Source organism: Bacillus sp. AFS029533 (assembly GCF_002585125.1).
GTDB lineage: Bacteria > Bacillota > Bacilli > Bacillales > Bacillaceae_G > Gottfriedia > Gottfriedia luciferensis_B.
In genome coordinates, this window is record NZ_NUQC01000027.1 from 95,691 (window position 1) to 119,530 (window position 23,840).

Below are 23,840 nucleotides of genomic sequence, written 5' to 3' on the forward strand. Positions count from 1 at the left end.
GTAAGAATGAGTTTATACGAAGCTGTTCAGTTAATAGAGAACGGTCATACTGAAAAGGGATTAGATTTATTAAGAAAGAATTTAAAAAATGCTAACGATGAAGAAAAATACGAAGCAGCACTTCTTTTTCAATCATTAGGTTTTGTGGAAGATGCAAAAAATATCATTGAAGATTTAGTTTACTTATATGATGACGACGATGATCTTAAAATAATGTATGCAGAAATATTATTAGATCTTGATTTAGAAGACGAAGCTTTAGAAATTTTACTTGCCATAAAGGCTGATAGTGAAAGTCGAGTTCAAGCACTTTTATTAATGGCTGATCTATATCAAGTTCAGGGTCTTGATGAAGTAGCTGAACAAAAATTATTTGAAGCAAAAAGAATTTTACCGAATGAACCTGTAGTAGATTTTGCATTAGGGGAGTATTATTTTAGTAAATATGATTATAAAAAAGCAATTCCATTTTACGAAAAGCTTTCTAATCAAGAAATTGAAGTGAGTGGAGTTAATAAAGATTTAAGACTTGCTGAATGTTTAAGTGCTGAAGGTGAATGGGAAGATGCAATTTCCTATTATGAAAAAGGAATTCAGAAAACTAAGGACTTCCATACACTATTAGGATATGGTATTACGCTATTTCAAGCTGAACGCTATGCAGCCTCTATTCCGGTATTCGAAGAGGCAATCTTCTTTGATCCTGAATATTTGGTAGCACATTTATGGCTAAGTAAAGCACATGACCTTGAAGGCCAATTTCAAGAAGGCTATGATATATTACAAAAAGCATTACTTGTTGATGAAACAAATGTAGAATGCCTTTTATCAGCTGCAAAATTAGCTCGTAAAATGAAGAATTTAGATGCAAGTAAAAAACATTTACAGGAAGCATTAATTTATGATCCTTCGTTAATTGAAGCAGTTCAGTTATTAGTCGGAATTCTTTTCGAAGAGGAAGATTTCGATGACATAATTAGTACAATTGAACTAGCAATTGAGCATGGAGCTTCAGATCCTCATTTTAATTGGGACTTAGGCAAAGCATATTATGGAAATGAAAATTATGAATTGGCATTAAATCAATATCGTCTAGCATATAATGACTTTAACCAGGAAATTTCCTTCTTAAAGGAATACGGAGACCTATTGTTTGAAGAAGGCTTAGTACAAGAAGCAAAAGAGGTTTACAGTAAACTTGTAGACGATGAGTATCTACAGGAAGAAGTAAGAGAACGACTTGAAAGAATAAATGAAATTCTGTAGTTTTCTTTATTCAGAAAAGGGGACAAATTTTATGGACAGAGGAGGGATTTAATAATGGCAACCCCTGTATCTGTGAATGAGAAGAAAGATTTTGTTAAGTGGTTTCTAAGTAATTTTCAGTTAAAGCAAAGAGAATGTGTTTGGATTTTAAATTACCTAATGAGCCATGATTATTTAATGAAAAAGGTTCATTTTGTAGAACAGTCTAAATATTGTCCACGCGGGTTAGTGATGTCGACGAACTGTGTTAAAGAAGTCCCATTTCATTTTTATAAACAAAATGTAATGACGACTGATGCAGAGAAATCTTTTCACGATATTCGACTAAATAGGGATGAGGATATTTATATCCAGCTCAATTTTAAATCTTCTTTTCAATATCCGATGTTTGTTTCAGTTTTAGAAGAGAACCCACATATACCAAAAAACTTAAATAGTAACGAAAAAGACCGCGTAATTGCTGAAAAGTTATTGTCAGATTCAATTATTAATTTCCAAAAAGACAGATTGATGAAAATGATTGACGAGGCTCTAGATAAACAAGACAAAAAGCTTTTTCAAGAATTAACTAAACAACTGAATTCTTTAACTTAATATTAAACTGAAAAAAGTCCTCATTTTGGGGGCTTTTTTACTGTTGTAAATGTATTTGCTAATTGAACACAATTTAATTTTATTGTTAAATAAGATATGTGGGGTTAATTTCCATTTTTAGTCCCCTCCCTATTAAGTGTGGCTATATACATGATCTTAATCATCATATGGCGTTCCAAAAGCCTTCTGTTATATCCCACAGAAGTCGGGCATTTCATAAAGTTATACAAATTTAAAATGGCCGTATATAAAATTAAGATTAGCAAATTACTCATAAAAAAATACTCAAATAAAAAAAATAGTAAAAAAGTCACTTAATAGAGAAAGATTCTTGGATAATTGATTGATCTCATAGAAATATTTGCTTCGTAATGAAGGAGCAGGGTTTGACTAAAATCGCAATTTTTTAAATATTAATCAGTAAACTATAAATGGGATTACTGAATTGAATACATAGATCCCTTTTGACTGATTGGACAATGCTTAAATAGCGGGCTTTTTTTCTTTCTTAAAATAGTAATGTATGGTTAAATGGAAAATAGAAATTTGTTCACAAAAATTTCACAATTATAAATAAATTATTTTAATAGAAAGAGGTAATTTTGATGAAATGGACAACTAATGAATTAAATCAAGTTATTGAGAATCTGGAATACATCGATACGATCATTATTCCACTTTGTCCTGTTTCTTTGAAAAAAGAAAATATTGGTCTAGCCGAGCAAAGAGAGGACCTAATAATACTTACTTCGGAACTAGAACGTACATATAAAGGCAGAGTTGTAATCGCACCTGAATTTACTTATTTACCTGAAGAATCGAATAAAATAAGCAGATTAAAAGCTTGGAATGAAGAGTTTAAAGCTAGTGGTATTAAACATGTTTTTTATTTAACATGTGATTTTGATTGGAGACAGTCAGAAGCTGAAATGGATGAATCATTAATTTGGTTACCTAATTTAAACATCAATAGCTTAGATGAATCATCACAACGCGTAATAGTAGATAAACAATTATCTCACATAAATGCATTATTTTCTAAAATATGGGGATAAAAATAAAAACAACATTATTACTATGATTATTATTAGGATATTATTGACCTTCTAAATTTGTTATTATATTATGAAAGTGTCCTAGTTTTATTATTATAGCTGTTGTCCGTACAGGAGTACTTGTGATAGAGGGGGGAATTTTCATGAGTGAAAAGGTTTCAAGACGCCAGTTTTTAAACTACACTTTAACAGGTGTAGGCGGCTTTATGGCGGCAGGAATGCTAATGCCATTGGCTCGTTTTGCCATTGACCCAGTCTTACAAAAAGAAGCAGCTGGAGCAATGGTGCAGGTTGGACTAGTTAAAGATTTAACGACTGACCCAAAACGCTTTGACTTTAAAGTTAAGCAGGTAGATGGTTGGGTTAAATCTGATGCGTCACACATTGCATGGGTGTACAAGAATTCAAATGGAGACATCGTTGCGTTATCACCTACTTGTAAGCATTTAGGCTGTACAGTTGGTTGGAACGACAATAAAGATTTTCCAAATCAATTCTTCTGTCCATGTCATGGCGGTCGTTACCATAAGGATGGTAAAAACATTAAAGGTACACCACCGCTTGGTCCACTAGACAACTATGCGGTAAAAGTGAAAGGTGATTCTTTCTATCTTGGTAAATTAGAACCAAATACAGGAGGTAAATAATCGTGCTTAACAAAATTTACGACTGGGTAGATGAGCGATTAGAAATTACACCTCTTTGGAGAGATATCGCTGATCATGAAGTACCAGAACACGTTAATCCAGCGCATCATTTTTCAGCATTCGTATATTGCTTTGGTGGATTAACATTTTTCGTTACAGTAATTCAAATTTTATCTGGAATGTTCTTAACAATGTACTATGTTCCAGATATCAAAAATGCATGGGAATCAGTTTATTACTTACAAAACAACGTTGCATACGGACAAATCGTTCGTGGTATGCATCACTGGGGTGCAAGTTTAGTAATTGTTATGATGTTTTTACATACTTTACGTGTATTCTTCCAAGGCGCATATAAAAAGCCTCGTGAGCTTAACTGGGTTGTAGGGGTATTAATCTTCTTCGTAATGCTTGGATTAGGCTTTACAGGATATTTATTACCTTGGGATATGAAAGCGTTATTTGCGACTAAAGTAGGTCTGCAAATTGCTGAACAAACACCATTTATTGGTAAGCAAGTGAAAACGTTAATTGCAGGTAATCCGGACATCATCGGTGCACAAACATTAACTCGTTTCTTCGCAATCCATGTATTCTTCTTACCTGGTGCTTTACTTGCTCTTATGGGTGCCCATTTCTTAATTATTCGTAAGCAAGGTATTTCAGGTCCACTATAAGATTTAGTGCATGGGGCTTTAGTAAAAAATGACTAAAGTGTGTCGAAATAAAGGAGGGAGAACATGCATCGCGGTAAAGGAATGAAATTTGTAGGTGACTCACGTGTGCCTGCAATGGCAGGACGTAAACCTAATGTTCCAAAGGATTATTCAGAATATCCTGGTAAAACTGAAGCATTTTGGCCAAACTTCTTATTAAAAGAATGGATGGTAGGAGCAGTTTTCTTAATTGGATACTTAACATTAACAATTGCACATCCATCTCCACTAGAGAGGGTTGCAGACCCAACTGATACTGGCTATACGCCATTACCAGACTGGTATTTCTTATTCTTATATCAATTCTTAAAATATAGCTATGCTTCTGGTGACTATAACGTAATTGGTGCTTTCGTAATTCCTGGATTAGCATTTGGTGGCTTATTATTAGCGCCATTCTTAGATCGTAGTCCACATAGAAAACCAATTAAACGTCCTTTAGCTACAGGCTTTATGTTATTAGCTTTATCTGGTGTAATTTATTTAACATGGGAAGCTGCGGCTCACCATGACTGGAAAAAACAAAAAGAACAAGGTAAAATCCGTACTTTTGTTGAGTTAAATAAAGAAGATCCAGCATATAAACTATTGCAAAAAAATACTTGTGTATCTTGTCATGGCGATAATCTTGAAGGTGGCGCAGCAGCTCCAAGTCTTCAAAATAATGGTTTAAAACCTGAAGAAATCGCACATATCGCAAGAAACGGTCGAAAAGCGATGCCATCTGGTGTATTTAAAGGTACTGACGCAGAACTTAAAGTACTAGCTGAATTCGTTTCAAAAGCAGGTAAAACAGAGTAATTAAAAGAGAGTCGAATTTTCGACTCTTTTTTTATGTTTTATTGTATACTGAAATAATAACATGTAAAAAATGTGATGATACATATAAATTGTGAACTTTGTGTTATAAATTTATTAAATCTCCTAAAGTGAAAGTGAGATGAAGTGAACTAGTGAACATACTATACAGTATGCTACGGCTTAAACCTAACTTAATTGCTTTATTTATAATAAATGTACTAGGAACAATCTATGGATACTATTGGTATAAATCTCAACTTGAGTTTACTCCTGGTTGGTTAAAAATATTTGTACCTGATAGTCCAACTGCATCCTTATTTTTTTGTATTGTATTGCTACTTTTCATTCTAAATAAACGGAATGGATTAATAGAAGCACTAGCATATGTAAGCTTGATGAAATATGGTATATGGGCAGTTATAATGAATGGAATGGTTCTTTATATATCAGGTGGACTTGATAAGGTTGCATATTTATTAATTTTTTCACATGGAGCTATGGCAATCCAAGCTGTTTTGTACGCACCGACATTTAAAGTAAAAAAATGGCACTTGACTGTTGCAAGTATTTGGATTTTACAAGATCTAATTTTAGACTATGTTTTTGGTACAATGCCAGAATATTATATGCTTTCTGATTACAGAATTTGGATTGCTTTAATTACATTTTGGTTAACGATATTTGTTATTTTAATCGCTTATTACCAGTTAATTTTAAAAAATAGAGCTCGTGCTTGAACAAGTTCTAATCTTGTCCTTTCTCTCATAATTATTAGTAGTTATGAGGGAGGGGTTTGATGAAAAAATTAATTGCGGGGATAAGCGTTTTTTTTATTTTCTTTTCATTTAATACCGTAAAAGGGTACGCTAAAATAGATCAAGAAACTTCACTAATTGAAAAATCGCTCTCTTTAGTACAAGATGGTGATTATGTTCATGGCGCTAATTTATTGGAGCAATTAGAATCAAAGTATATGGCGTCAGCAAAAAAGAATAAGGATTTCACACCAAAGGATTTAGAAACCATTTCAGTTACTTTTCAAAATGCACTTGTATCTTTATCAAATGATGGAATTGATCCACAAGAAAAGGTTGCCGATGTGCTTGGTTTGAGATTATTGATTGATGCTGGTGAAACGACTATGCAGCCGATGTGGAAGGAAATGAAAAAGTCAGTTATGACTCCACTACAGAATATGGAGTCAGCATATAAACGAGGTAATTCTGAAGCATATGAAACGCAATTAAATCAATTCTTACACCAATTTGAGATTATTTATCCAAGTCTAATTATGGACCTTCCATATGATGAAGTAAAAAAAATAAATTCACTTGTTTCGTTTTTAGATGATTATCGTATTAACCAAGAATCTATACCGGCTTTTCAACAAAAGTTGGATGAGACTAAAAGTGAATTATTATTCATTTTTGATCAAGGTAATTCAATTATTCCACCTGTTTCTATTTGGACAATATTTACAACAGGGATCATTATTGTCGGTACATTAAGTTATGTTGGTTGGAGAAAATATATAGGTGATCGAAATAAGAACAAAAAAAGAAGAGAACATAATGATTGACAAATTTCTCTAAAAGTTATTACAATATCGTAAAATCACACTCCTTGGAGGAATTACAATGAGTTATTTAATTTACTTTTTAATTTTGTTGCTTGTACCTTTATATGCGCAAATGAAGGTTAAATCAACTTTTAGAAAGTATTCTCAAGTTGGTTCTACATCACATTTAACGGGTGCAGAAGTAGCGAGAAAAATTTTAAATGAAAATGGATTATACAATGTGGCAGTAGAGGAAACTCGAGGATATTTATCTGACCATTATGATCCACGTGCAAAAGTTGTAAGATTATCAACTGAAAATTATCATGGATATTCGGTGGCGGGTACAGCAGTTGCAGCTCATGAAGTAGGACATGCAATTCAAGATGCGAATGACTATAGCTTTTTAAGATTCCGTCATTCATTAGTACCTGTTGCAAATTTCAGTTCCAATTTTTCTTATATATTTATTTTAATTGGCATGTTTTCTCGTCTTTCAGGTGCATTATTAATAGGAATAGTGTTATTAGCACTAGGTGTTTTGTTCCAAGTTGTTACACTTCCTGTTGAATTTAATGCCTCAAGTAGAGCTTTAAAACAGATTACAACTTTGGGCATCATCAATTCGAATGAGCATGTTTATGCAAAACGCGTTTTAAATGCAGCCGCATTGACATATGTTGCAGCAGCAGCGGTAGCCGTCGCAGAATTATTAAGATTAATTTTAATTTATACAGGTATGACACGTAGTGATGATTAAAATCAATAAAAAAAAGAGGTTCTGGCAATCAAATGCCAAGAACCTCTTTTTTTAGTTAAAAATTAAGGGTGAAGAGGGACTTTATTTTCATCTAATGTAAAGCCCTCACCTAGTACATCATGCACTTCTGTAACGGCTACAAAAGCGTGTGGATCGATATCCTGAATGATGTTTTTTAAATGAACTAATTCGTTTTTTGGTACGACACAAAATAAAACGTCTTTGCTTTCTCCAGTAAATGTTCCAGTTGCTTTTAAATAAGTTGCGCCACGTTCCATTTCTTTCATAATTCGAGCGGCAATTAAATCATTTTTCTCAGAGATAATATTTGCTCCACGTGCAGCATATGCACCTTCTTGCATAAAATCAATTATTCTTGCTCCGACAAAAACTGCAACTAGCGTATACATTGCTTCATATGCTTTTAAGTAAGTTAAAAGTGAAAGTGTAATGACAACAAAGTCAAAAATAAACATCGTTTTCCCCATATTAATACCTTTGTATTTATATGCTAAACGAGCGATGATATCAACACCACCAGTAGTTCCACCAAATCTAAAAATAATTCCTAAACCTACACCAATAAATACACCCGCAAATAATGAAGCTAACATTAAATCGCCATGAACATCTATATTGAAAGTAAATTTCTCAAATAATTTTAAGAAAAAAGAGACTGCAACAGTTCCGATGATTGTATAAAGCATTGTCACTGTACCAAGTAATCTCCAACCAATAAAAAATAAGGGGACGTTTAAGGCTAAGTTTGAGATCCAAACAGGAATATTTAGTTCAGCTAAAAGAATTAAGTTTATTCCCGTAAAGCCACCTTCAGCTAGATTGTTTGGAATATTTATATTCATAATTCCAAAAGAAAAAATTGCAGAACCTAAAATAATAAAAAAGATATTGCGTAACTTCAATTTAAAAATCATATACTTCCTCCATACTATAAAAATTACCCTAAACTCTTATTTTTATCTTATCTTGTATTTTTTTCAAGTAAAATAATATATAATTTGTCAAAAAGTGGTCAATTCGATAAGATTTAATTGAGGAGTTGATATTAGTATGCACGAAAAAACGATGAAAGAAATGCAAAAAGAAGTCGATACATATATAGGTCAATTTAAAGAAGGGTATTTTAGTCCTTTAGCAATGATGGCAAGGTTAACTGAAGAAATGGGTGAGTTAGCTAGAGAAATTAATCATACCTATGGTGAAAAGCCTAAGAAAAGCACTGAAGAAGAAAAGCTAATTGAAGAAGAGTTAGGTGATGTATTATTTGTTATGATTTGTTTAGCAAATAGCCTAAATATAGACTTACAAGAAGCACATGATATGGTAATGAAGAAGTTTAATACTCGTGATAAAGATCGTTGGACTAGGAAGGAAGTTTAAAATGGAGAAAGTAATTAGAGTAGTATTAGCAGGACCAAGAGGTAAAATGGGAATTGAAGCTTTACAATTAATTGATCGAACTGAGCATTTTCACCTTGTAGCTGCAGTAGATTATAAATTAGGTGGAGAACAAATCCAAAAAGTTAGCCCCGGCTTTAAAGGGGAAGCAAAAATATATGAAACATTAGAGCAATGTATTGAAAATGAAAGCTTTGATGTTCTTGTTGACTTAACAACACCTGAAATTGGAAAAAAACATGCATTTTTAGCATTAAAAAATGGTATTCGACCTGTAATAGGGACAACAGGTTTTACAAAAGAGGAGCTTGATGATTTAAAAGAGTTAGCTTCAAATAAGGAGCTAGGTTGTATTATTGCGCCAAATTTTGCAATTGGTGCTATATTAATGATGAAATTCTCTGCAATGGCAGCGAAATATTTTAAAGATATCGAAATCATTGAGCTACATCATGACCAAAAATTAGATGCGCCTTCAGGTACAGCTCTTAAAACAGTTCAAATGATTGAGGAAGTTCGTGAATCGAAAGTACAAGGACATCCAAATGAAGTTGAAACTGAAGCTGGAGCTAGAGGTGCTGATCTAAATGGAATGAGAGTTCATAGTGTGAGATTACCTGGTTTAGTTGCGCATCAACAAGTTTTATTCGGTGGAGATGGTCAACTATTAACAATTAGACATGATTCAATGAATCGAGCTTCTTTTATGTCTGGAGTTAAAGTAGCCGTTGAGGAAGTAATGAAACTTTCAGAGCTAGTGTACGGCTTAGAAAATATAATGGACTAAAGGTGGTGCAGGTAGTGAAAATAGCTTTAATTGCTCACGATAAGAGAAAAGACGCATTAGTAACTTTTGTTCAAGAAAATGAATCTTTTTTTCAGCAGCATGAACTATTTTCAACAGGTACTACAGGATTACGCGTAATGGAAAATACAACTTTAAAAGTTTATCGTTTTCAATCTGGTCCACTCGGAGGAGATCAAGAAATAGGTGCACTAATTGCTAAAGGGAAAATGGACGCGATTTTCTTTTTTAGGGATCCATTAACTGCTCAACCGCATGAACCAGATGTAAATGCTTTATTAAGGCTATGCGATGTTTTTCATGTCCCGGTGGCAACGAACATTCAAACCGCTAAGGCAGTAGTGAAATTTTTTAGTTAGTTTGAAAGAGAGTGAGATAAGTGGAATATTTTGATGTACTAGCATTTGGAGCGCATCCAGATGATGTTGAGATTGGAATGGCAGGCACGATTGCTAAGTTTACGAAGTTAGGCTATAAGGTTGCTATTTGTGATTTAACTGAAGCGGAGCTCTCATCAAATGGGGATACTATTATTAGAAGAAAAGAAGCTGAAGAAGCAGATAAGATTTTAGGGGTTTCAAAGCGTTTTAATTTATCATTACCAGATAGGGGGCTATACTTATCTGAGGAAGCGATTAAACAAGTTGCTGCTTTAATTCGAATGACGAAGCCTAGTATTATTTTTTCGCCATATGAAGTGGATCGTCATCCTGATCATGGTAATTGTACAAAAATAGTAGAAGAAGCTGTATTTTCATCTGGGATTAGAAAATTTAATGTAAATACAAATCATGAAGCTCACAAGGTAAAACACGTTTTTCAATATATGATTAATGGGTTTCATCGACCTAATTTTATAGTTGATGTTTCAGAAACGATTGAAGTCAAAAGGGCAGCTTTAGAAGTTTATGAAAGTCAATTTACTCCCGGACCAGATGGTGTAGTTACGCCTTTAACAAACGACTATGTAAATAGCGTAATTGCAAGAGAGAAAATTTTTGGAAAAGAAGCCGGAGTGCCATATGGGGAAGGGTTTATGAGTAAGAGACCACTCCTATTAAATGCAGATTGGTTAGTTTAAGTAGAAATGAAGAAGTTTAGGAGAGATAAAATGAAATTAAAAATTGGGATTACATGTTATCCTTCAGTAGGCGGTTCTGGTGTGATTGCAACTGAGCTAGGAAAGTTATTAGCAGAACTAGGACATGAAATTCATTTTATTTCATCAAGTATGCCGTTTCGTTTAAATAAAGTATATCCTAATATTTATTATCATGCAGTTGAAGTAAATCAATATTCAGTTTTCCAATATCCTCCATATGATTTAGCATTGGCGAGTAAGATGGCTGAAATTGCAAACCGTGAAAAATTAGATATTTTACATGTACATTATGCGATTCCGCATGCAATTTGTGCTGTTCTAGCAAAACAAATGATTCATCATGATATTAAAATTGTAACGACATTACATGGTACAGATATAACTGTTCTTGGTTATGACTCATCTTTAACAGAGTTAATTAAGTTTGGGATTGAAAAATCAGATGTTGTAACTGCGGTCTCAAATGATTTAATACGTCAAACAGAGGAATTAGTTAACCCTGATAAAGAAATACAAACTGTGTATAATTTTATTGATGAACGAGTGTATTACAAAAGAAATTGTCGGGCATTAAAAGCAGAGTACGGGATTAAGGAGCATGAAAAAGTCATTATACATATTTCTAATTTCCGACAAGTTAAACGAACAAAAGATGTAGTAGATGTATTTAACTTAGTTAGAAAAGAAATTCCATCCAAGTTACTATTAGTTGGTGATGGTCCGGAAATCTCAAGTTTATGTAAATTAGTAAGAGAGCTAGGTATTGATGATGATGTCTTATTTTTAGGAAAGCAAGAGAATGTTGAAGAGTTACTTTCAATGAGCGATATAAAATTACTTCTTTCATCAAAAGAAAGCTTTGGTTTAGTTTTACTTGAGGCGATGGCTTGTGGAGTTCCATGTATCGGTACTAGAGTTGGTGGGATTCCAGAAGTAATCGAACATGGAGAAAACGGATTTATTTGTGAACTAGGAGATATTGAACAAATCGCTTATTATACACTCAACTTATTACAAGATGAAGAACTATTTAAACGCATATCAAGTCGCGCGATTGAAATTGTAAAAGAAAGATTTCAATCAAATAAAATCGTTTCACAATATTTAGCTATTTATAATGAGTTATTAGGAATGAAATAATATGGATATTTTTGACAAAGCAAAGCCGATATTAGATAAATTAATAAAATATGGTTTCGAGGCCTATTTTGTCGGTGGATGTGTAAGAGATAAATTATTAAATAGAACAATTGGAGATATTGATATTGCAACTTCAGCTTTACCTGAAGAGGTTATGTCAATATTTCCAAAAACTGTTCCAACCGGATTACAGCATGGAACGGTTTTAGTTATACAAAATAGTGAGCCATATGAGATTACAACATTCAGAACTGAATCAACATATCATGATTTTCGTAGACCATCGGAGGTTACATTTGTAAAATCAATCGAAGAAGATTTAAAACGAAGAGATTTTACAATGAATGCCATTGCTATGACGACAAAAAATGAAATAATAGATCCTTTTAATGGTACAATTGATCTTTATGATGGATTAATTAGATGTGTCGGTGAAGCTAAGGAAAGATTTCAAGAAGATGCTCTTAGAATGTTAAGAGGTATACGGTTTGTAAGCCAATTAGATTTTCGTTTACATGATGAAACGTTTAATGCAATTAAATCATATAAACATTTAATTGAAAATATAGCAATTGAACGCATTTCAGTTGAAATAGAAAAAATGTTACTAGGAAAGTCGCCTAAAAAAGGCATCGGTCTATTAATACAAACAAATTTAGTAAATCATTTACCAAGCTTAAAAGAATATACAAGTCAGTTTAATGATCTATTAGATTTTCCTATTCAATCATTAAAAACCATTGAAGAGATTTGGGCGCTAATATTATATAAATGTAATTTTGATAACCCAGAACAGGTTTTAAGAAATTGGAAGATGTCGAATAATCGCATGAAACAAATATTAAAGGTTTATCATTTGTTAAATGAAACGAAAATTAAATGGAGCAATACAAAGTTATATCAAGTTGGATTGACGGATGCCATAAAATATGAGCGTTTACAATGTGTCATTGACAAGATCGATGCAAATGAATTGAATGAAGATTTATTAAAGACCTTATATAATCAATTACCGATTTATTCAAAGTCAGATATATGTATTACAGGTAATGATTTATTAGAATGGTCCCAATTAAAAGGTGGACCATGGTTGAAAGAAGTATTAAGTGAAATAGAATTTCAATTAGTAGAGAACCAGCTTGAGAATAACCAACTTGCTATTAAGGAGTGGTTCATAAATTGGCTTCAAAAGTAAAAGAAAAAATTATACAACTGTTTACGGAAAATAGTAATGAATATTTATCAGGTCAATTTTTGAGTGATGAATTAGGAATTTCACGTACTGCAATATGGAAATACATGAAAGAATTGCAAGATGAGGGAATTGAAGTTGAAGCAGTTAGGAAGGTTGGATATAAAATAACAGGCAAATCTGATCGATTAACTCCAACGGATATTCAGCTTGGTTTAGAAACAAAAAAATTTGGCAGAAATGTCGTATACCATGAAGAAACTAATTCAACACAAACGATCGCTAATGAATTAGTGCTAAATGATGCTCCAGAAGGTACGATCGTTTTGGCAGAGCGTCAATTATTAGGTAGGGGTAGATTACAAAGAAACTGGTTAACTTCAGATGGAAAAGCTATTGCAATGAGTGTGATCCTTAGACCAGCTATTTCACCTAGAGTAGCACCTCAGCTTACATTACTAACGGCTGTAGTCATTGCTTCAGCCATTGAAAAAGTGACCGGTTTACATCCCAATATAAAATGGCCAAATGATATTTTAATCAATAATAAAAAAGTTTGTGGAATCTTAACTGAAATGCAAGGTGACGCTGATTGCATTAAAAGCGTTGTCATAGGTATTGGAATTAATGTAAATCAAGTTGAGGAAGATTACCCATTAGAACTGTCAGATATCGCTACATCATTACGTATTGAAAAAGGACAAACCTTTATGAGAGCGAATTTAATTCAAGCTATTTTAGCTGAATTTGAAAAGTTCTATGAAATATTTTTAGAAAAAGGGTTTAAACCGATTAAAATTTTATGGGAAAGCTATGCAATTTCATTAGGGAAACAAATAAAAGCCACAACTTTAACCGAAGAAATTGTCGGTAATGCTATTGGAATTACGGATGAGGGCCAATTATTGATTGAAGACCACTTAGGTAATGTTCATACAATTTATTCAGCGGATATTTCGATAAATAAATAATGTAATATGAAATAAAATAACTCTCTTTATATTTTTGAAAGAGAGTTATTTTATTTGCTGTATAATAGTCACGTATATTTGTAAATAATACCAAGTTTTTTCTTTACTTAATTGCTATTCTTACTATAAACTGTATTGGAAGGGTCGCGACTTTCGCTGATACTTCATGGGTGGTATCTGAATAGGGTTAATCAATCTTTAGTATCCTAAGAAGAACTACACCAGGTTTTAAAAAATCAATTCTAAAAATGTGTCTGCCTTGATCCTATAAGGACTGGGACAGAGGAATGAGACGGTTTACAATTTTCCTTTGTTCTCTTTTGAGCAAAGTTTTTTTATTGTAACCCCCATTTCCTCTCATTTAAAAGGAGGAAAAAAGATGAAAACAACAAAAGATTTTTTAAACATGAAACAAAACAATGACCCAATCGTCATGATCACTGCTTATGATTACCCTTCAGCACTATTAGCAGAAGCTAGTGAAGTAGATATGATTTTAGTCGGTGACTCACTTGGGAATGTTGTCCTAGGATATGATTCTACAATTAAGGTTACTGTAGACGACATGATTCATCACTCAAAAGCAGTTAAACGCGGGGCAAAAAATACGTTTATTGTGACAGACATGCCATTTATGTCTTACCACTTTTCAAAAGAAGAGGCTTTACGTAATGCATGCCGCATTATGCAAGAAGGTGATGCGCACGCTGTTAAGGTTGAAGGCGCAGATGAAAATGTTTTAGAAGTGATTAAAGCATTAACAATCGCAGGAGTACCAGTTGTAGCTCATTTAGGATTGACTCCTCAATCTGTAGGTGTATTAGGTGGGTATAAAGTTCAAGCACGTGACTCTGAAAGTGCGATGAAATTGTTTAACGATGCAAAAAAATGTGAAGAAGCAGGAGCATTTGCAATCGTACTTGAATGTGTACCAAAGCAAATTGCAAAGGATATTACTAAGGATCTTTCCATTCCAACAATCGGAATAGGTGCTGGTGTTGATACAGATGGTCAAGTACTTGTTTACCATGATTTAATAACATATGGTGTTGGTCGAGTAGCGAAGTTTGTTAAACAGTATGCAAATGTATCTCCAACAATTGAAAATGCAATTGCTTCATATGTACAAGAAGTTAAAGCTAGACAATTTCCAGATACAAAACATTCGTTTACGATGAAGGAAGAACAGTTAAAGGCATTATACGGGGGAAGTTCGCAATGAAAGTGTTTCACACAATAAATGATTTAAGAAATGAATTAAAAATTCACAGAAAAAATGAAAAATCGATTGGATTTGTACCAACAATGGGGTTTTTACATGAAGGCCATGCATCATTATTAGAAGAAGCTAGAAGAAATAATGATATCGTCGTTTTAAGTATTTTTGTTAATCCGACTCAATTTGGTCCTAATGAAGATTTTGATCGATATCCAAGGGACTTTGAAAGAGATGAAAAAGTTGCACTAAATGCTGGTGTAGATTGCCTCTTTTATCCAACAGTTGAAGAAATGTATCCAAATGAATTAAAATCAACAATGAAAGTAACAAAACGAGTAGATGTCCTTTGTGGTGAAAAAAGACCTGGACATTTTGATGGTGTTGCATTAGTTGTAACAAAATTATTTAATATTGTTCAACCAGACCAGGCTTATTTTGGATTAAAGGATGCTCAGCAAGTCGCTGTAATTGAAGGTTTAGTTGAAGACTTTAATATTCCTGTAAAAATTAATCCAGTTCCAACTATTAGAGAAGAAGATGGATTAGCTAAAAGTTCTAGAAATGTCTATTTAACAGATAAAGAAAGACAAGAAGCACCAGTTCTTTATAAAAGTTTACAAAAAGCGGTTGAAGATATAAAAAATGGGAATTTAAATCCAGATCAACTGCAACAAAATATTATTTCGACAATTCAAAGCGAAACATCTGGAACAGTAGATTACGTAAGTATTTATTCTTATCCAGATTTAGAGCCTATAAATAAAATAAATGGAAAAGTAATTATTGCTTTAGCAGTAAAATTTTCTAATGCTCGCTTAATCGATAATATTTTAATTTCTATTTAAGGATTGAACAACTAGGGGGAAATGACATGATTCGCACAATGATGAGAGCAAAACTTCATAGAGCTACAGTTACAGAAGCTAATTTAAATTATGTTGGAAGTATTACAATTGATCAAGATTTAATGGATGCTGTAGATGTACTTGAAAACGAAAAAGTTCAAATTGTAAATAATAATAACGGTGCACGACTTGAGACATATGTTATTCCAGGAAAACGTGGAAGTGGTGTAATTTGTCTTAATGGTGCAGCGGCTAGATTAGTCCAAGAAGGCGACAAAGTAATTATTATTGCATATGGTCAGGTAGAGGAAGAGAAACTGGATCAACATGAACCAAAGATTGCTATTTTAAATGATGCAAATGAAATTGTTGAAATGATTGGCAAAGAAATTGCAGGTACAGTTAAGTAATAGTCAATTTTTGAATATCGAAGCAAGGAGTTACTTGCTTTAGGATCAAAAGTATTTAACAGACAAGTGAAACATCGAAAGAAACGAGCTTTTGAGGGCAATTTGAAATCCCCTTCTTTAGGGGATTTTTTTGTTGGTTGTATTGTTTAATCTGTTTATGCAAAATAATATCTATATAGAGAATTTGGAGGTGGCAAAATATGAATAAATTTGTGGTCGTTGACTTAGAAACAACCGGAAATAATAATAGAGGTCAAGATCGAATTATTCAAATTGCAGCCTTTTTATTGGAAAGTGGAGAAGTTATTGAACAGTTTTCAAGTTTTATTAATCCAAATATGAATATTCCAACCTTTATTTCCGAACTAACAGGGATATCAGATGAAATGGTTCAATATGCTCCTCAATTTGAACAAATAGTTGAAGAATTATACCCGATGTTTAATGACGCCTATTTTGTTGCACACAATGTTCATTTTGACTTAACATTTTTGCAAAAAGAATTTGAGCGGATTGGTTTACCAAAAATTTCTCCGTTAGCCATTGATACAGTGGAGTTAACAAGAATTTTATATCCAACATTAACTAGTTATAAATTATCTGATTTAGCAAAAGTTTTTAATATACAACATGAAAACCCTCATCAAGCTGATAGTGATGCGGAAGTAACTGCCGAATTATTAACAATTTTATTAAAAAAACTTGAGAGCTTGCCATATGCATCATTAAAAATATTAGAAAAACTTAGCACTAGTTTTAAAAGTGACATTACATACTATATTTCGGATCTACTTCAAAAGCAATCTGAATCATTTTCAAATGAATCTGTTGATTATGAAGAATTTAGACGAATAGCTCTTAAAAAAAGAAGCTTTAGTTTACCCCAAGAGGAAGAAGATTTCGTAGAATTTGACGAGCATCTCAAACGTGATCTAGTAGATCAGATGGCTGTGGAAATTCCAAATTTTATAAAAAGAGATGAACAGTTTGCATATATGCACGATGTATTCGATGCATTTAGCCAAAATAATATTCTCTTAGCTGAGGCTGGAACAGGTGTAGGTAAGACATTTGGTTATTTAATTCCATCAGCATTTTTCTCAAAACAATTTGGCAAACAAGTGGTCATCAGCACAAGTACCATCTCGTTACAAAAACAATTACTTAAAAAACATATAAAAACAATTGAAAAAATAATTCCATTTCAGTTGAAAATAGCTTCAATTCAAAGTAAAAGAAATTATCTATGTCTGCAAAAATTTGAATATATTGTAGGCGAACAATTTGATGATAATTACGATAGTATTTTATCGAAGGCTATGATAACAGTTTGGTTAACTGAAACTGAAAATGGAGAATTAGATGAATTATCACTTCCTTCAGGTGGCTTACATTTATGGGATCGTGTATGTTGTAACGAAGAAAGTGAAAATAAAAGAACAAATCCTTGGTTTCATAAATGTTTTTATCAAAAAGCTAAAAATCAATTAATGTTAGCCGATATAATTATTACAAACCATGCTTATTTATTGTCTACTTTAAAAAATAAAGATCACTTAATTAATTCTGTCAAAACGATTGTAATTGATGAGGCACATGCTCTTGAGGAGACAGCATCAAAAACTTTTGGAATCACTTTTTCTTGCTTAAAATATTATCAATATTTAAGTAGATTAAGTACTACTGATAGTAATGAACTTGTACACCGATTATATAAATTTGATGAGGGAATACCAAATCGTGAAAAATGGTGGAAGAAAGTTGATCATTTAGTAAAAGAAATAAAGTATGAATCAGAAGAGTTATTTAGGTTATTACGTGATTTTATTTTAAGTAAACAAAATGAACTTGATAAAGAAAACATTAGACAGTCAATTACACTAAGTGATAAAAATACTGCAAGCCAAAATTGGAAAGTTATACAAGAATGTGCAAATAGATTAATTCATGTGAATAATACTTTATTCACGGGTTGTGAGCAATATTTGAATTTAATTGAAGATAAAAAGGTATCAGCGTTTCATCGTTCAATCGTTTCGGAGTTTAAAATGATTATTGAACAACTAAAAAGCATGAAAAATGGTCTTTATGAAATATTATTCGATAAAAATGATCATTATATTTGCTGGATGGACACTGAAGCAAAAGGCTCATTTCATACAACAATGCTTTATTGTGAGAAAGTTGAAAATGCAGATTTAATACAAAATTATTTAATTAGTGGAAGAAATTCAATTGTACTAACATCCGCTACAATGTCGATTGATTCATCATTCTCATTTATAAAGTCATCATTAGGAATTAGTGAAAATATCAATGTCATTGAAAAAATATACCCAGTCCCAAATGATTTTGCCCAGGGGATGAAAGTGTATATTCCATCAGATTTAATGGGAATAAAAGAGATTACACAAGAAGAGTATGCATTACAAACTTCGAATACAATTCGCAAAATTGTTTCGGAAATAAAAGGTAGAACATTAGTTTTATTTACAGCTTTTGATTTATTAAAACAGACTTATGATCTATTAATACAAGATTTAGGCTCTCTGAATTCATCTGTATTAGCTCAAGGTGTTTCTCCTGGAGGAAAACAAAAGTTAATAAAACAGTTTTTACAATCTAAACAAACAATTTTATTAGGTACGAACACTTTTTGGGAAGGAATTGACCTACCTAATGAAGAATTAGATTGTTTAATCATTGTACGCTTACCGTTTACTAACCCTGAAAAGCCTATGTTTATTGCTAAATCAAATTTATTAAAAAAAGCTGGAGAAAATTCTTTCTCAAGTTTGGCTTTACCATTAGCAGTATTTAAGTTTAGACAAGGTTATGGTCGTCTAATTCGAAATGAAAAAGATCAAGGTTCATTATTTGTTTTAGATAATCGCATAATAAATACTAGTTATGGATCAGAATTTTTAAAGTTAATCCCGAAAAACAAAATAAAAATTAATTCAATTAATGAATTATTAAAAGATTTTTAGTAGTTTTTCAAAATTTAGCATGAGAATAGTAGGGGATTTAAGGTTAGACGTGTGGTATAATGACATAAATTGTAATGTATTTATAATACATTTTTAGGAGGAGCAACATGAATTCAAATATTGAAGTATTATCAACAACAAAAATTGAATATACTAGAGATTTATACAAAATTGTTGATAGTTTAAATCGTACTTTAAAAGAAAAAGATTTAATGTTTGGAATTGCACTTGATAAAGAAGATCAAGAATATGCGGTATTTACAATTTATCGAACATAAATGAGGTATATATGAAAAAATGGTTAGTCATCCTTGGATTAAGCATCATTTTTCTTTCATTATTTTTAATCGCCACATATCAATCATCAATTTCAAAGCTAAATGATGATAAAAAACATGCCGAAGAACTTGTTTTAAATCAAGGGTATTTAAAATCTGTGGAAACATCTGATTATTTCCATGGAAAAGAACAAGCGATCGTTGTAAGTGGTAAAGATGATGCAAATAATGAAATGATTGCGTGGGTACAGGATGGAGAAGTTATTACACGAAAGAAAAGTGAAGGATTGTCTCAAAAACAAATCATTGACAAAGTAGTCAGTGAGAGAAACCCAAGAAAAATACATAAAGTAAAGTTAGGAATAGAGAACAAAATACCACTTTGGGAAGTAGTATATATAGACCAAAATGGCCGATATAATTTTTACTACGCTGCTTTCGAAAATGGAGAGCTTTTAAAACGTTATAGTATTTAGGGGGAAATTAACAAGATGAAACTAGCAAAAAGAGTAAGTGCACTAACACCATCTACAACACTAGCTATTACAGCAAAAGCAAAAGAGATGAAAGATCAAGGAATTGATGTAATAGGATTAGGAGCAGGTGAACCTGATTTTAATACACCAGTTGAAATTATTGAAGAAGCTTATTCAGCAATGCTTAAAGGCCAAACTAAATATACTCCTTCAAACGGTTTACCAGCTTTAAGAAAAACTATTTGTGATAAGTTATTGAAAGATCAAGGATTAACTTATTCTCCAGGAGAGGTTGTTGTAACAAATGGTGCAAAGCATGCACTTTACACACTTTTCCAAGCGATTTTAGATCCAGGTAACGAAGTAATTATTCCGACACCATACTGGGTAAGCTATCCTGAGCAAGTTATATTAGCAGAAGGTGTACCAGTATTTATTGAAGGGTATGAACATCAACAATTTAAAGTAACACCTGAACAAATCGAAGCGGCGATTACAGAGAATACAAAAGCGATCATTATAAATTCACCAAGTAATCCAACTGGTATGATTTATAATGAGCAAGAATTAAAAGCAATCGGAGAAATTTGTTTAAAACATGATGTATTAATCGTATCTGACGAAATTTATGAAAAATTAGTATATGATGGTGCAAAACATGTTTCAATTGCTTCATTAAGCCCAGAGCTTAAAGAGCAAACGATTATTATCAATGGTGTATCAAAATCTCATTCAATGACAGGATGGAGAATTGGTTATGCAGTTGGTAATAAGGAAATAATTAATGCTATGACAAATCTTGCTAGTCACTCTACTTCAAATCCGACTACAATGGCTCAAATCGCTACGATTAAAGCATATGAGTTAGGTGATGGTCCTGTTGAAGAAATGAGAGTAGCGTTTGAAGATCGTTTAAATAAAACGTACGAGCGTTTAATTTCAATTCCAGGATTTAGCTGTGTTAAACCGAATGGTGCATTTTATTTATTCCCAAATGTGACTGAGGCAGCTAAAATGGCTGGATATCAAAATGTAGATGAATTCTCTACTGAATTACTTGAAAAAGCTAATGTAGCGGTAATCCCTGGTTCAGGATTTGGTTCTCCTGATAATATCCGCCTATCATATGCAACATCTCAAGTACAGTTAGATAAAGCTTTAGAACGCATTGAGCAATTTATGAAAGCAAGTATTTTAAGTTAATTTCAATCAGTTGGAAACTCATATTTTTAAATACTGAAGCTAAGCATATGCTTAGCTTTTTTCAATAAATTTTATGTATGAATTTTAAACACCACTAGAAAAAAGCATTTCATCTTTATTAAACAGACGATATCCTTAATTAAATAATTTATTAGTTGGTTTTTTAAATACTAAATAGATATACTAAAATAGAGGTGTGATTTACATGCCTCTATTTATTTTTATTTCACGAGTTTTCTTTAATGTATATTTTATGTAATCATGCTATACTATGCTAGAGGTGTTCGAAGTGAATAATAATAGCATTCTAAACTGGATTCAATTTGGGAATACTAGTATTCCAAATATACTTCTCAGTCATTATTCTTCTTTAAGCATAAATGAAGAAGAACTAGTCATGATTCTACAGCTTTACTCTTTTCAACAACAAGGTCATACGTTTCCAACACCTACTCAATTAGCAAAGATTATGTCAATAAATGAACAAAAATGTATGGAAGTTATTCGAGAACTTCTTAAAAAAGGTTTATTAGAAATTACGGAAGAAATTGACCATCAGAATTTACGATGTGAGGCATACTCACTTTCTCCGTTATGGTTAAAATTAGTTGATTTGACCCAAAATGGTCAACAATCAAATGAAAAACATACGATTCCTTCAATTATTGAACAAGAAGAGGAATCAATTTACTTAGTATTCGAAAAAGAATTTGGTAGATTATTGTCTCCTTTTGAGATTGAAACTTTAACAATGTGGATGGACCAAGATGATCATAATGAAAAACTAATAAAAACTGCACTTAAAGAAGCAGTTATAAGTGGGAAATTAAATTTTCGTTATATAGATCGTATTCTTTTTGAGTGGAAGAAAAATGGAATAAAGCAAGTAGACCAAGCAATGAATTATAGTAAGCATTTTAGAAAAAAAGAAACAAGAGAACCACAAAACGAAACAAAGTATACAGGATCAATTCCTTTTTATAATTGGCTTGAAAAATAAAGCGAGGACATGCTCCTCGCTTTATTGTGTAAAAAATATACAAAAATTTGATTTTCAGACTGTCTGAAAGCGTTTGTCTTTCGAGGCGTGAAGCTTGGTGAGGAGCGGAGTTACCTTTAAATGGTAATGAGCACCGCAGACAGGCGAAACAACGAAGAAAGCGAGCGCTTGACGGGCAGTCTGAAGCGAGGACATGCTCCTCGCTTTTGTTTAGTAAGGAGTGTTTTGAAATGATGAATAAACAACAAATAAATGAGGTTCTTAATACAATTGGTGATATGTTCCCCGATGCACATTGTGAATTAAACCATAAGAATCCGTTTGAATTAGTAGTAGCGGTTGCTTTATCCGCTCAATGTACTGATGTTTTAGTAAATAAAGTGACAAAAAATCTATTTGAAAAATATAAAGAACCACAAGATTATTTAAATGTTTCTTTAGAGGAATTACAAAATGATATTCGCTCAATTGGACTTTTCAGGAACAAAGCAAAAAATATCCAAAAATTAAGTGAAATGATTATTAATGAATTTAATGGAGAAGTTCCACGTACAAGAGAAGAGCTCGTAAAATTGCCAGGTGTTGGTAGAAAGACTGCTAATGTAGTAATGTCAGTCGCATTTAACATTCCAGCAATCGCAGTAGATACTCATGTTGAAAGGGTTTCAAAAAGATTAGCTATATGCCGTTGGAAAGATTCTGTTTTAGAAGTAGAAGAGACATTAATGAAAAAAGTTCCAATCGAGGACTGGGGAGTAACTCATCATCGACTCATATTTTTTGGTAGATACCATTGTAAAGCCCAAAGGCCGAGTTGTGAGGTATGTCCTTTACTTGATCTGTGTAGAGAAGGAAAAAAACGAATGAAAGTGAAGAAAGTAAATGACAAATAATATTTATAAGGATTTTATTGTTGCGCCATTTTATAAAGACAATGGTAATGAACACAAAATGAATGAAGAAATTAAAATTAAAAATAAACCGTTTTTTTATGAAAGCATTCAGATTCTAGATAATGAGAGCTTTAACATCCCGAATGAAAGTGATGAAATTATTAAAGAGATGTTTAATGAATGGAAAGAGGAATCTGAACACATTTCTAATTACTTTAAACAACGGAATCGAAAACTTGCAAGTGAGCCGATGATAAGAGGGTTAGCTAATTTTATATCAATTCTTACATGGATTAATGGCCAAATGCTGCTTAATTTAAATAATTTATTACTTGAGTTAGATAAATTAAAAATAAAGCCAATTAATTTAGACGAGCGTATTAGTTTTTTATTAAATCAACCAGATCACTATCACTCATTCATTCAACTTTCGGGTTTATATACAGAGTTAGAAAAGCTTTATTATAAGCAAAAAATAACCTCCTCAAAATGAGGAGGCT

27 protein-coding genes are annotated in these 23,840 nt (G+C 32.2%); 26 read left to right on the plus strand and 1 reads right to left on the minus strand.

Annotation, left to right across the window (positions count from 1 at the left end; translation table 11 throughout):
* The first annotated feature begins 6 nt into the window (after positions 1–6).
* The 9 genes from COE53_RS15935 to COE53_RS15975 all read left to right on the plus strand — a co-directional run bounded on the left by COE53_RS15935 (position 7) and on the right by COE53_RS15975 (position 7,397).
* Positions 7–1,266, plus strand: a complete 1,260-nt coding sequence (locus COE53_RS15935; RefSeq protein WP_069031872.1) for a tetratricopeptide repeat protein — start codon at positions 7–9, stop codon at positions 1,264–1,266.
* A 54-nt stretch (positions 1,267–1,320) separates the two neighbouring features.
* Positions 1,321–1,860, plus strand: coding sequence for a ReoY family proteolytic degradation factor (locus tag COE53_RS15940; protein WP_069031873.1), 540 nt, complete (start codon positions 1,321–1,323; stop codon positions 1,858–1,860).
* A 605-nt stretch (positions 1,861–2,465) separates the two neighbouring features.
* Complete coding sequence (locus COE53_RS15945) at positions 2,466–2,915, plus strand: DUF2487 family protein (protein ID WP_069031874.1); 450 nt, start codon at positions 2,466–2,468, stop codon at positions 2,913–2,915.
* Positions 2,916–3,058: 143 nt separating this feature from the next.
* A complete protein-coding gene (locus COE53_RS15950; RefSeq protein ID WP_069031875.1) occupies positions 3,059–3,562 on the plus strand; it encodes a QcrA and Rieske domain-containing protein in 504 nt (167 codons plus the stop codon).
* Positions 3,563–3,564: 2 nt separating this feature from the next.
* Positions 3,565–4,239 carry a menaquinol-cytochrome c reductase cytochrome b subunit gene (gene qcrB, locus COE53_RS15955; protein WP_025671403.1) on the plus strand — a complete coding sequence of 225 codons (675 nt, stop codon included), beginning with the start codon at positions 3,565–3,567 and terminating at the stop codon, positions 4,237–4,239.
* 63 nt (positions 4,240–4,302) lie between these two features.
* Positions 4,303–5,079, plus strand: coding sequence for a menaquinol-cytochrome c reductase cytochrome b/c subunit (locus COE53_RS15960; protein ID WP_056466650.1), 777 nt, complete (start codon positions 4,303–4,305; stop codon positions 5,077–5,079).
* A gap of 152 nt (positions 5,080–5,231) precedes the next feature.
* On the plus strand, positions 5,232–5,816 hold the full coding sequence (locus COE53_RS15965; protein ID WP_091021086.1) for a DUF1405 domain-containing protein: 585 nt from the start codon (positions 5,232–5,234) through the stop codon (positions 5,814–5,816).
* 59 nt (positions 5,817–5,875) lie between these two features.
* Complete coding sequence (locus COE53_RS15970) at positions 5,876–6,658, plus strand: sporulation protein YpjB (RefSeq protein ID WP_069031877.1); 783 nt, start codon at positions 5,876–5,878, stop codon at positions 6,656–6,658.
* A gap of 58 nt (positions 6,659–6,716) precedes the next feature.
* Positions 6,717–7,397 (plus strand): zinc metallopeptidase, encoded by a 681-nt coding sequence (locus COE53_RS15975; RefSeq protein ID WP_069031878.1) that lies wholly within the window; start codon positions 6,717–6,719, stop codon positions 7,395–7,397.
* 62 nt (positions 7,398–7,459) lie between these two features.
* Here the strand turns inward: COE53_RS15975 and COE53_RS15980 are convergent, their stop codons facing one another.
* Entirely contained in the window at positions 7,460–8,332 is an 873-nt protein-coding gene (locus COE53_RS15980; protein ID WP_069031879.1) for a YitT family protein, read from the minus strand.
* Positions 8,333–8,468: 136 nt separating this feature from the next.
* On the opposite strand from COE53_RS15980, the gene COE53_RS15985 reads away from it, so the two are divergent.
* The 17 genes from COE53_RS15985 (at position 8,469) to COE53_RS16065 (ending at position 23,833) form a co-directional block, all read left to right on the plus strand.
* Positions 8,469–8,798: a nucleotide pyrophosphohydrolase gene (locus tag COE53_RS15985; protein ID WP_049819716.1), complete on the plus strand. Its 330-nt coding sequence runs from the start codon at positions 8,469–8,471 to the stop codon at positions 8,796–8,798.
* A gap of 1 nt (position 8,799) precedes the next feature.
* The gene (dapB, locus tag COE53_RS15990; protein WP_069031880.1) at positions 8,800–9,603 is read left to right on the plus strand and encodes a 4-hydroxy-tetrahydrodipicolinate reductase; all 804 of its coding nucleotides are present in this window, start codon (positions 8,800–8,802) and stop codon (positions 9,601–9,603) included.
* 14 nt (positions 9,604–9,617) lie between these two features.
* Positions 9,618–9,980, plus strand: coding sequence for a methylglyoxal synthase (mgsA, locus tag COE53_RS15995; protein WP_025671410.1), 363 nt, complete (start codon positions 9,618–9,620; stop codon positions 9,978–9,980).
* Between the two features lie 20 nt (positions 9,981–10,000).
* Complete coding sequence (bshB1, locus tag COE53_RS16000) at positions 10,001–10,702, plus strand: bacillithiol biosynthesis deacetylase BshB1 (RefSeq protein WP_139116318.1); 702 nt, start codon at positions 10,001–10,003, stop codon at positions 10,700–10,702.
* Between the two features lie 30 nt (positions 10,703–10,732).
* Positions 10,733–11,863 carry an N-acetyl-alpha-D-glucosaminyl L-malate synthase BshA gene (gene bshA, locus COE53_RS16005; protein ID WP_069031881.1) on the plus strand — a complete coding sequence of 377 codons (1,131 nt, stop codon included), beginning with the start codon at positions 10,733–10,735 and terminating at the stop codon, positions 11,861–11,863.
* A 1-nt stretch (position 11,864) separates the two neighbouring features.
* Positions 11,865–13,058, plus strand: coding sequence for a CCA tRNA nucleotidyltransferase (locus tag COE53_RS16010; RefSeq protein ID WP_069031882.1), 1,194 nt, complete (start codon positions 11,865–11,867; stop codon positions 13,056–13,058).
* Positions 13,043–14,026 carry a biotin--[acetyl-CoA-carboxylase] ligase gene (locus tag COE53_RS16015; RefSeq protein WP_069031883.1) on the plus strand — a complete coding sequence of 328 codons (984 nt, stop codon included), beginning with the start codon at positions 13,043–13,045 and terminating at the stop codon, positions 14,024–14,026. Before COE53_RS16010 ends, COE53_RS16015 begins: the two co-directional genes overlap by 16 nt.
* A 379-nt stretch (positions 14,027–14,405) precedes the next feature.
* The gene (gene panB / locus COE53_RS16020; RefSeq protein WP_069031884.1) at positions 14,406–15,248 is read left to right on the plus strand and encodes a 3-methyl-2-oxobutanoate hydroxymethyltransferase; all 843 of its coding nucleotides are present in this window, start codon (positions 14,406–14,408) and stop codon (positions 15,246–15,248) included.
* Positions 15,245–16,090, plus strand: coding sequence for a pantoate--beta-alanine ligase (panC, locus tag COE53_RS16025; RefSeq protein ID WP_069031885.1), 846 nt, complete (start codon positions 15,245–15,247; stop codon positions 16,088–16,090). The genes panB and panC overlap by 4 nt, the downstream gene beginning before the upstream one ends.
* Before the next feature lie 26 nt (positions 16,091–16,116).
* On the plus strand, positions 16,117–16,500 hold the full coding sequence (panD, locus tag COE53_RS16030) for an aspartate 1-decarboxylase (RefSeq protein WP_025671415.1): 384 nt from the start codon (positions 16,117–16,119) through the stop codon (positions 16,498–16,500).
* Positions 16,501–16,700: 200 nt separating this feature from the next.
* Positions 16,701–19,490: an ATP-dependent DNA helicase DinG gene (gene dinG / locus COE53_RS16035; RefSeq protein ID WP_098948372.1), complete on the plus strand. Its 2,790-nt coding sequence runs from the start codon at positions 16,701–16,703 to the stop codon at positions 19,488–19,490.
* Positions 19,491–19,597: 107 nt separating this feature from the next.
* Positions 19,598–19,768, plus strand: coding sequence for a YpmA family protein (locus tag COE53_RS16040; protein ID WP_069031887.1), 171 nt, complete (start codon positions 19,598–19,600; stop codon positions 19,766–19,768).
* An 11-nt stretch (positions 19,769–19,779) separates the two neighbouring features.
* Entirely contained in the window at positions 19,780–20,244 is a 465-nt protein-coding gene (locus tag COE53_RS16045; RefSeq protein WP_069031888.1) for a cell wall elongation regulator TseB-like domain-containing protein, read from the plus strand.
* Between the two features lie 15 nt (positions 20,245–20,259).
* Positions 20,260–21,447: a pyridoxal phosphate-dependent aminotransferase gene (locus tag COE53_RS16050; RefSeq protein WP_069031889.1), complete on the plus strand. Its 1,188-nt coding sequence runs from the start codon at positions 20,260–20,262 to the stop codon at positions 21,445–21,447.
* A gap of 271 nt (positions 21,448–21,718) precedes the next feature.
* Entirely contained in the window at positions 21,719–22,447 is a 729-nt protein-coding gene (locus tag COE53_RS16055; protein ID WP_069031890.1) for a DnaD domain-containing protein, read from the plus strand.
* Positions 22,448–22,677: 230 nt separating this feature from the next.
* The gene (nth, locus tag COE53_RS16060; RefSeq protein ID WP_069031891.1) at positions 22,678–23,340 is read left to right on the plus strand and encodes an endonuclease III; all 663 of its coding nucleotides are present in this window, start codon (positions 22,678–22,680) and stop codon (positions 23,338–23,340) included.
* Positions 23,330–23,833, plus strand: a complete 504-nt coding sequence (locus COE53_RS16065) for a YpoC family protein (protein WP_069031892.1) — start codon at positions 23,330–23,332, stop codon at positions 23,831–23,833. Before nth ends, COE53_RS16065 begins: the two co-directional genes overlap by 11 nt.
* Positions 23,834–23,840: the final 7 nt, after the last annotated feature.

Bases quoted from the DNA above. Each gene is read 5' to 3' on its own strand.
- COE53_RS15950 (WP_069031875.1), top strand. From the start codon at position 3,059: ATGAGTGAAAAGGTTTCAAGACGCCAGTTTTTAAACTACACTTTAACA.
- COE53_RS15980 (WP_069031879.1), bottom strand. From the start codon at position 8,332: ATGATTTTTAAATTGAAGTTACGCAATATCTTTTTTATTATTTTAGGT.
- COE53_RS15945 (WP_069031874.1), top strand. From the start codon at position 2,466: ATGAAATGGACAACTAATGAATTAAATCAAGTTATTGAGAATCTGGAA.
- COE53_RS16010 (WP_069031882.1), top strand. From the start codon at position 11,865: ATGGATATTTTTGACAAAGCAAAGCCGATATTAGATAAATTAATAAAA.
- COE53_RS15970 (WP_069031877.1), top strand. From the start codon at position 5,876: ATGAAAAAATTAATTGCGGGGATAAGCGTTTTTTTTATTTTCTTTTCA.
- dapB (WP_069031880.1), top strand. From the start codon at position 8,800: ATGGAGAAAGTAATTAGAGTAGTATTAGCAGGACCAAGAGGTAAAATG.
- COE53_RS16045 (WP_069031888.1), top strand. From the start codon at position 19,780: ATGAAAAAATGGTTAGTCATCCTTGGATTAAGCATCATTTTTCTTTCA.
- COE53_RS15975 (WP_069031878.1), top strand. From the start codon at position 6,717: ATGAGTTATTTAATTTACTTTTTAATTTTGTTGCTTGTACCTTTATAT.
- COE53_RS16040 (WP_069031887.1), top strand. From the start codon at position 19,598: ATGAATTCAAATATTGAAGTATTATCAACAACAAAAATTGAATATACT.
- COE53_RS15935 (WP_069031872.1), top strand. From the start codon at position 7: ATGAGTTTATACGAAGCTGTTCAGTTAATAGAGAACGGTCATACTGAA.
- COE53_RS16050 (WP_069031889.1), top strand. From the start codon at position 20,260: ATGAAACTAGCAAAAAGAGTAAGTGCACTAACACCATCTACAACACTA.
- COE53_RS16065 (WP_069031892.1), top strand. From the start codon at position 23,330: ATGACAAATAATATTTATAAGGATTTTATTGTTGCGCCATTTTATAAA.
- bshA (WP_069031881.1), top strand. From the start codon at position 10,733: ATGAAATTAAAAATTGGGATTACATGTTATCCTTCAGTAGGCGGTTCT.
- nth (WP_069031891.1), top strand. From the start codon at position 22,678: ATGATGAATAAACAACAAATAAATGAGGTTCTTAATACAATTGGTGAT.
- dinG (WP_098948372.1), top strand. From the start codon at position 16,701: ATGAATAAATTTGTGGTCGTTGACTTAGAAACAACCGGAAATAATAAT.
- COE53_RS15940 (WP_069031873.1), top strand. From the start codon at position 1,321: ATGGCAACCCCTGTATCTGTGAATGAGAAGAAAGATTTTGTTAAGTGG.
- COE53_RS15985 (WP_049819716.1), top strand. From the start codon at position 8,469: ATGCACGAAAAAACGATGAAAGAAATGCAAAAAGAAGTCGATACATAT.
- panD (WP_025671415.1), top strand. From the start codon at position 16,117: ATGATTCGCACAATGATGAGAGCAAAACTTCATAGAGCTACAGTTACA.
- COE53_RS15960 (WP_056466650.1), top strand. From the start codon at position 4,303: ATGCATCGCGGTAAAGGAATGAAATTTGTAGGTGACTCACGTGTGCCT.
- panC (WP_069031885.1), top strand. From the start codon at position 15,245: ATGAAAGTGTTTCACACAATAAATGATTTAAGAAATGAATTAAAAATT.
- panB (WP_069031884.1), top strand. From the start codon at position 14,406: ATGAAAACAACAAAAGATTTTTTAAACATGAAACAAAACAATGACCCA.
- COE53_RS16055 (WP_069031890.1), top strand. From the start codon at position 21,719: ATGCTAGAGGTGTTCGAAGTGAATAATAATAGCATTCTAAACTGGATT.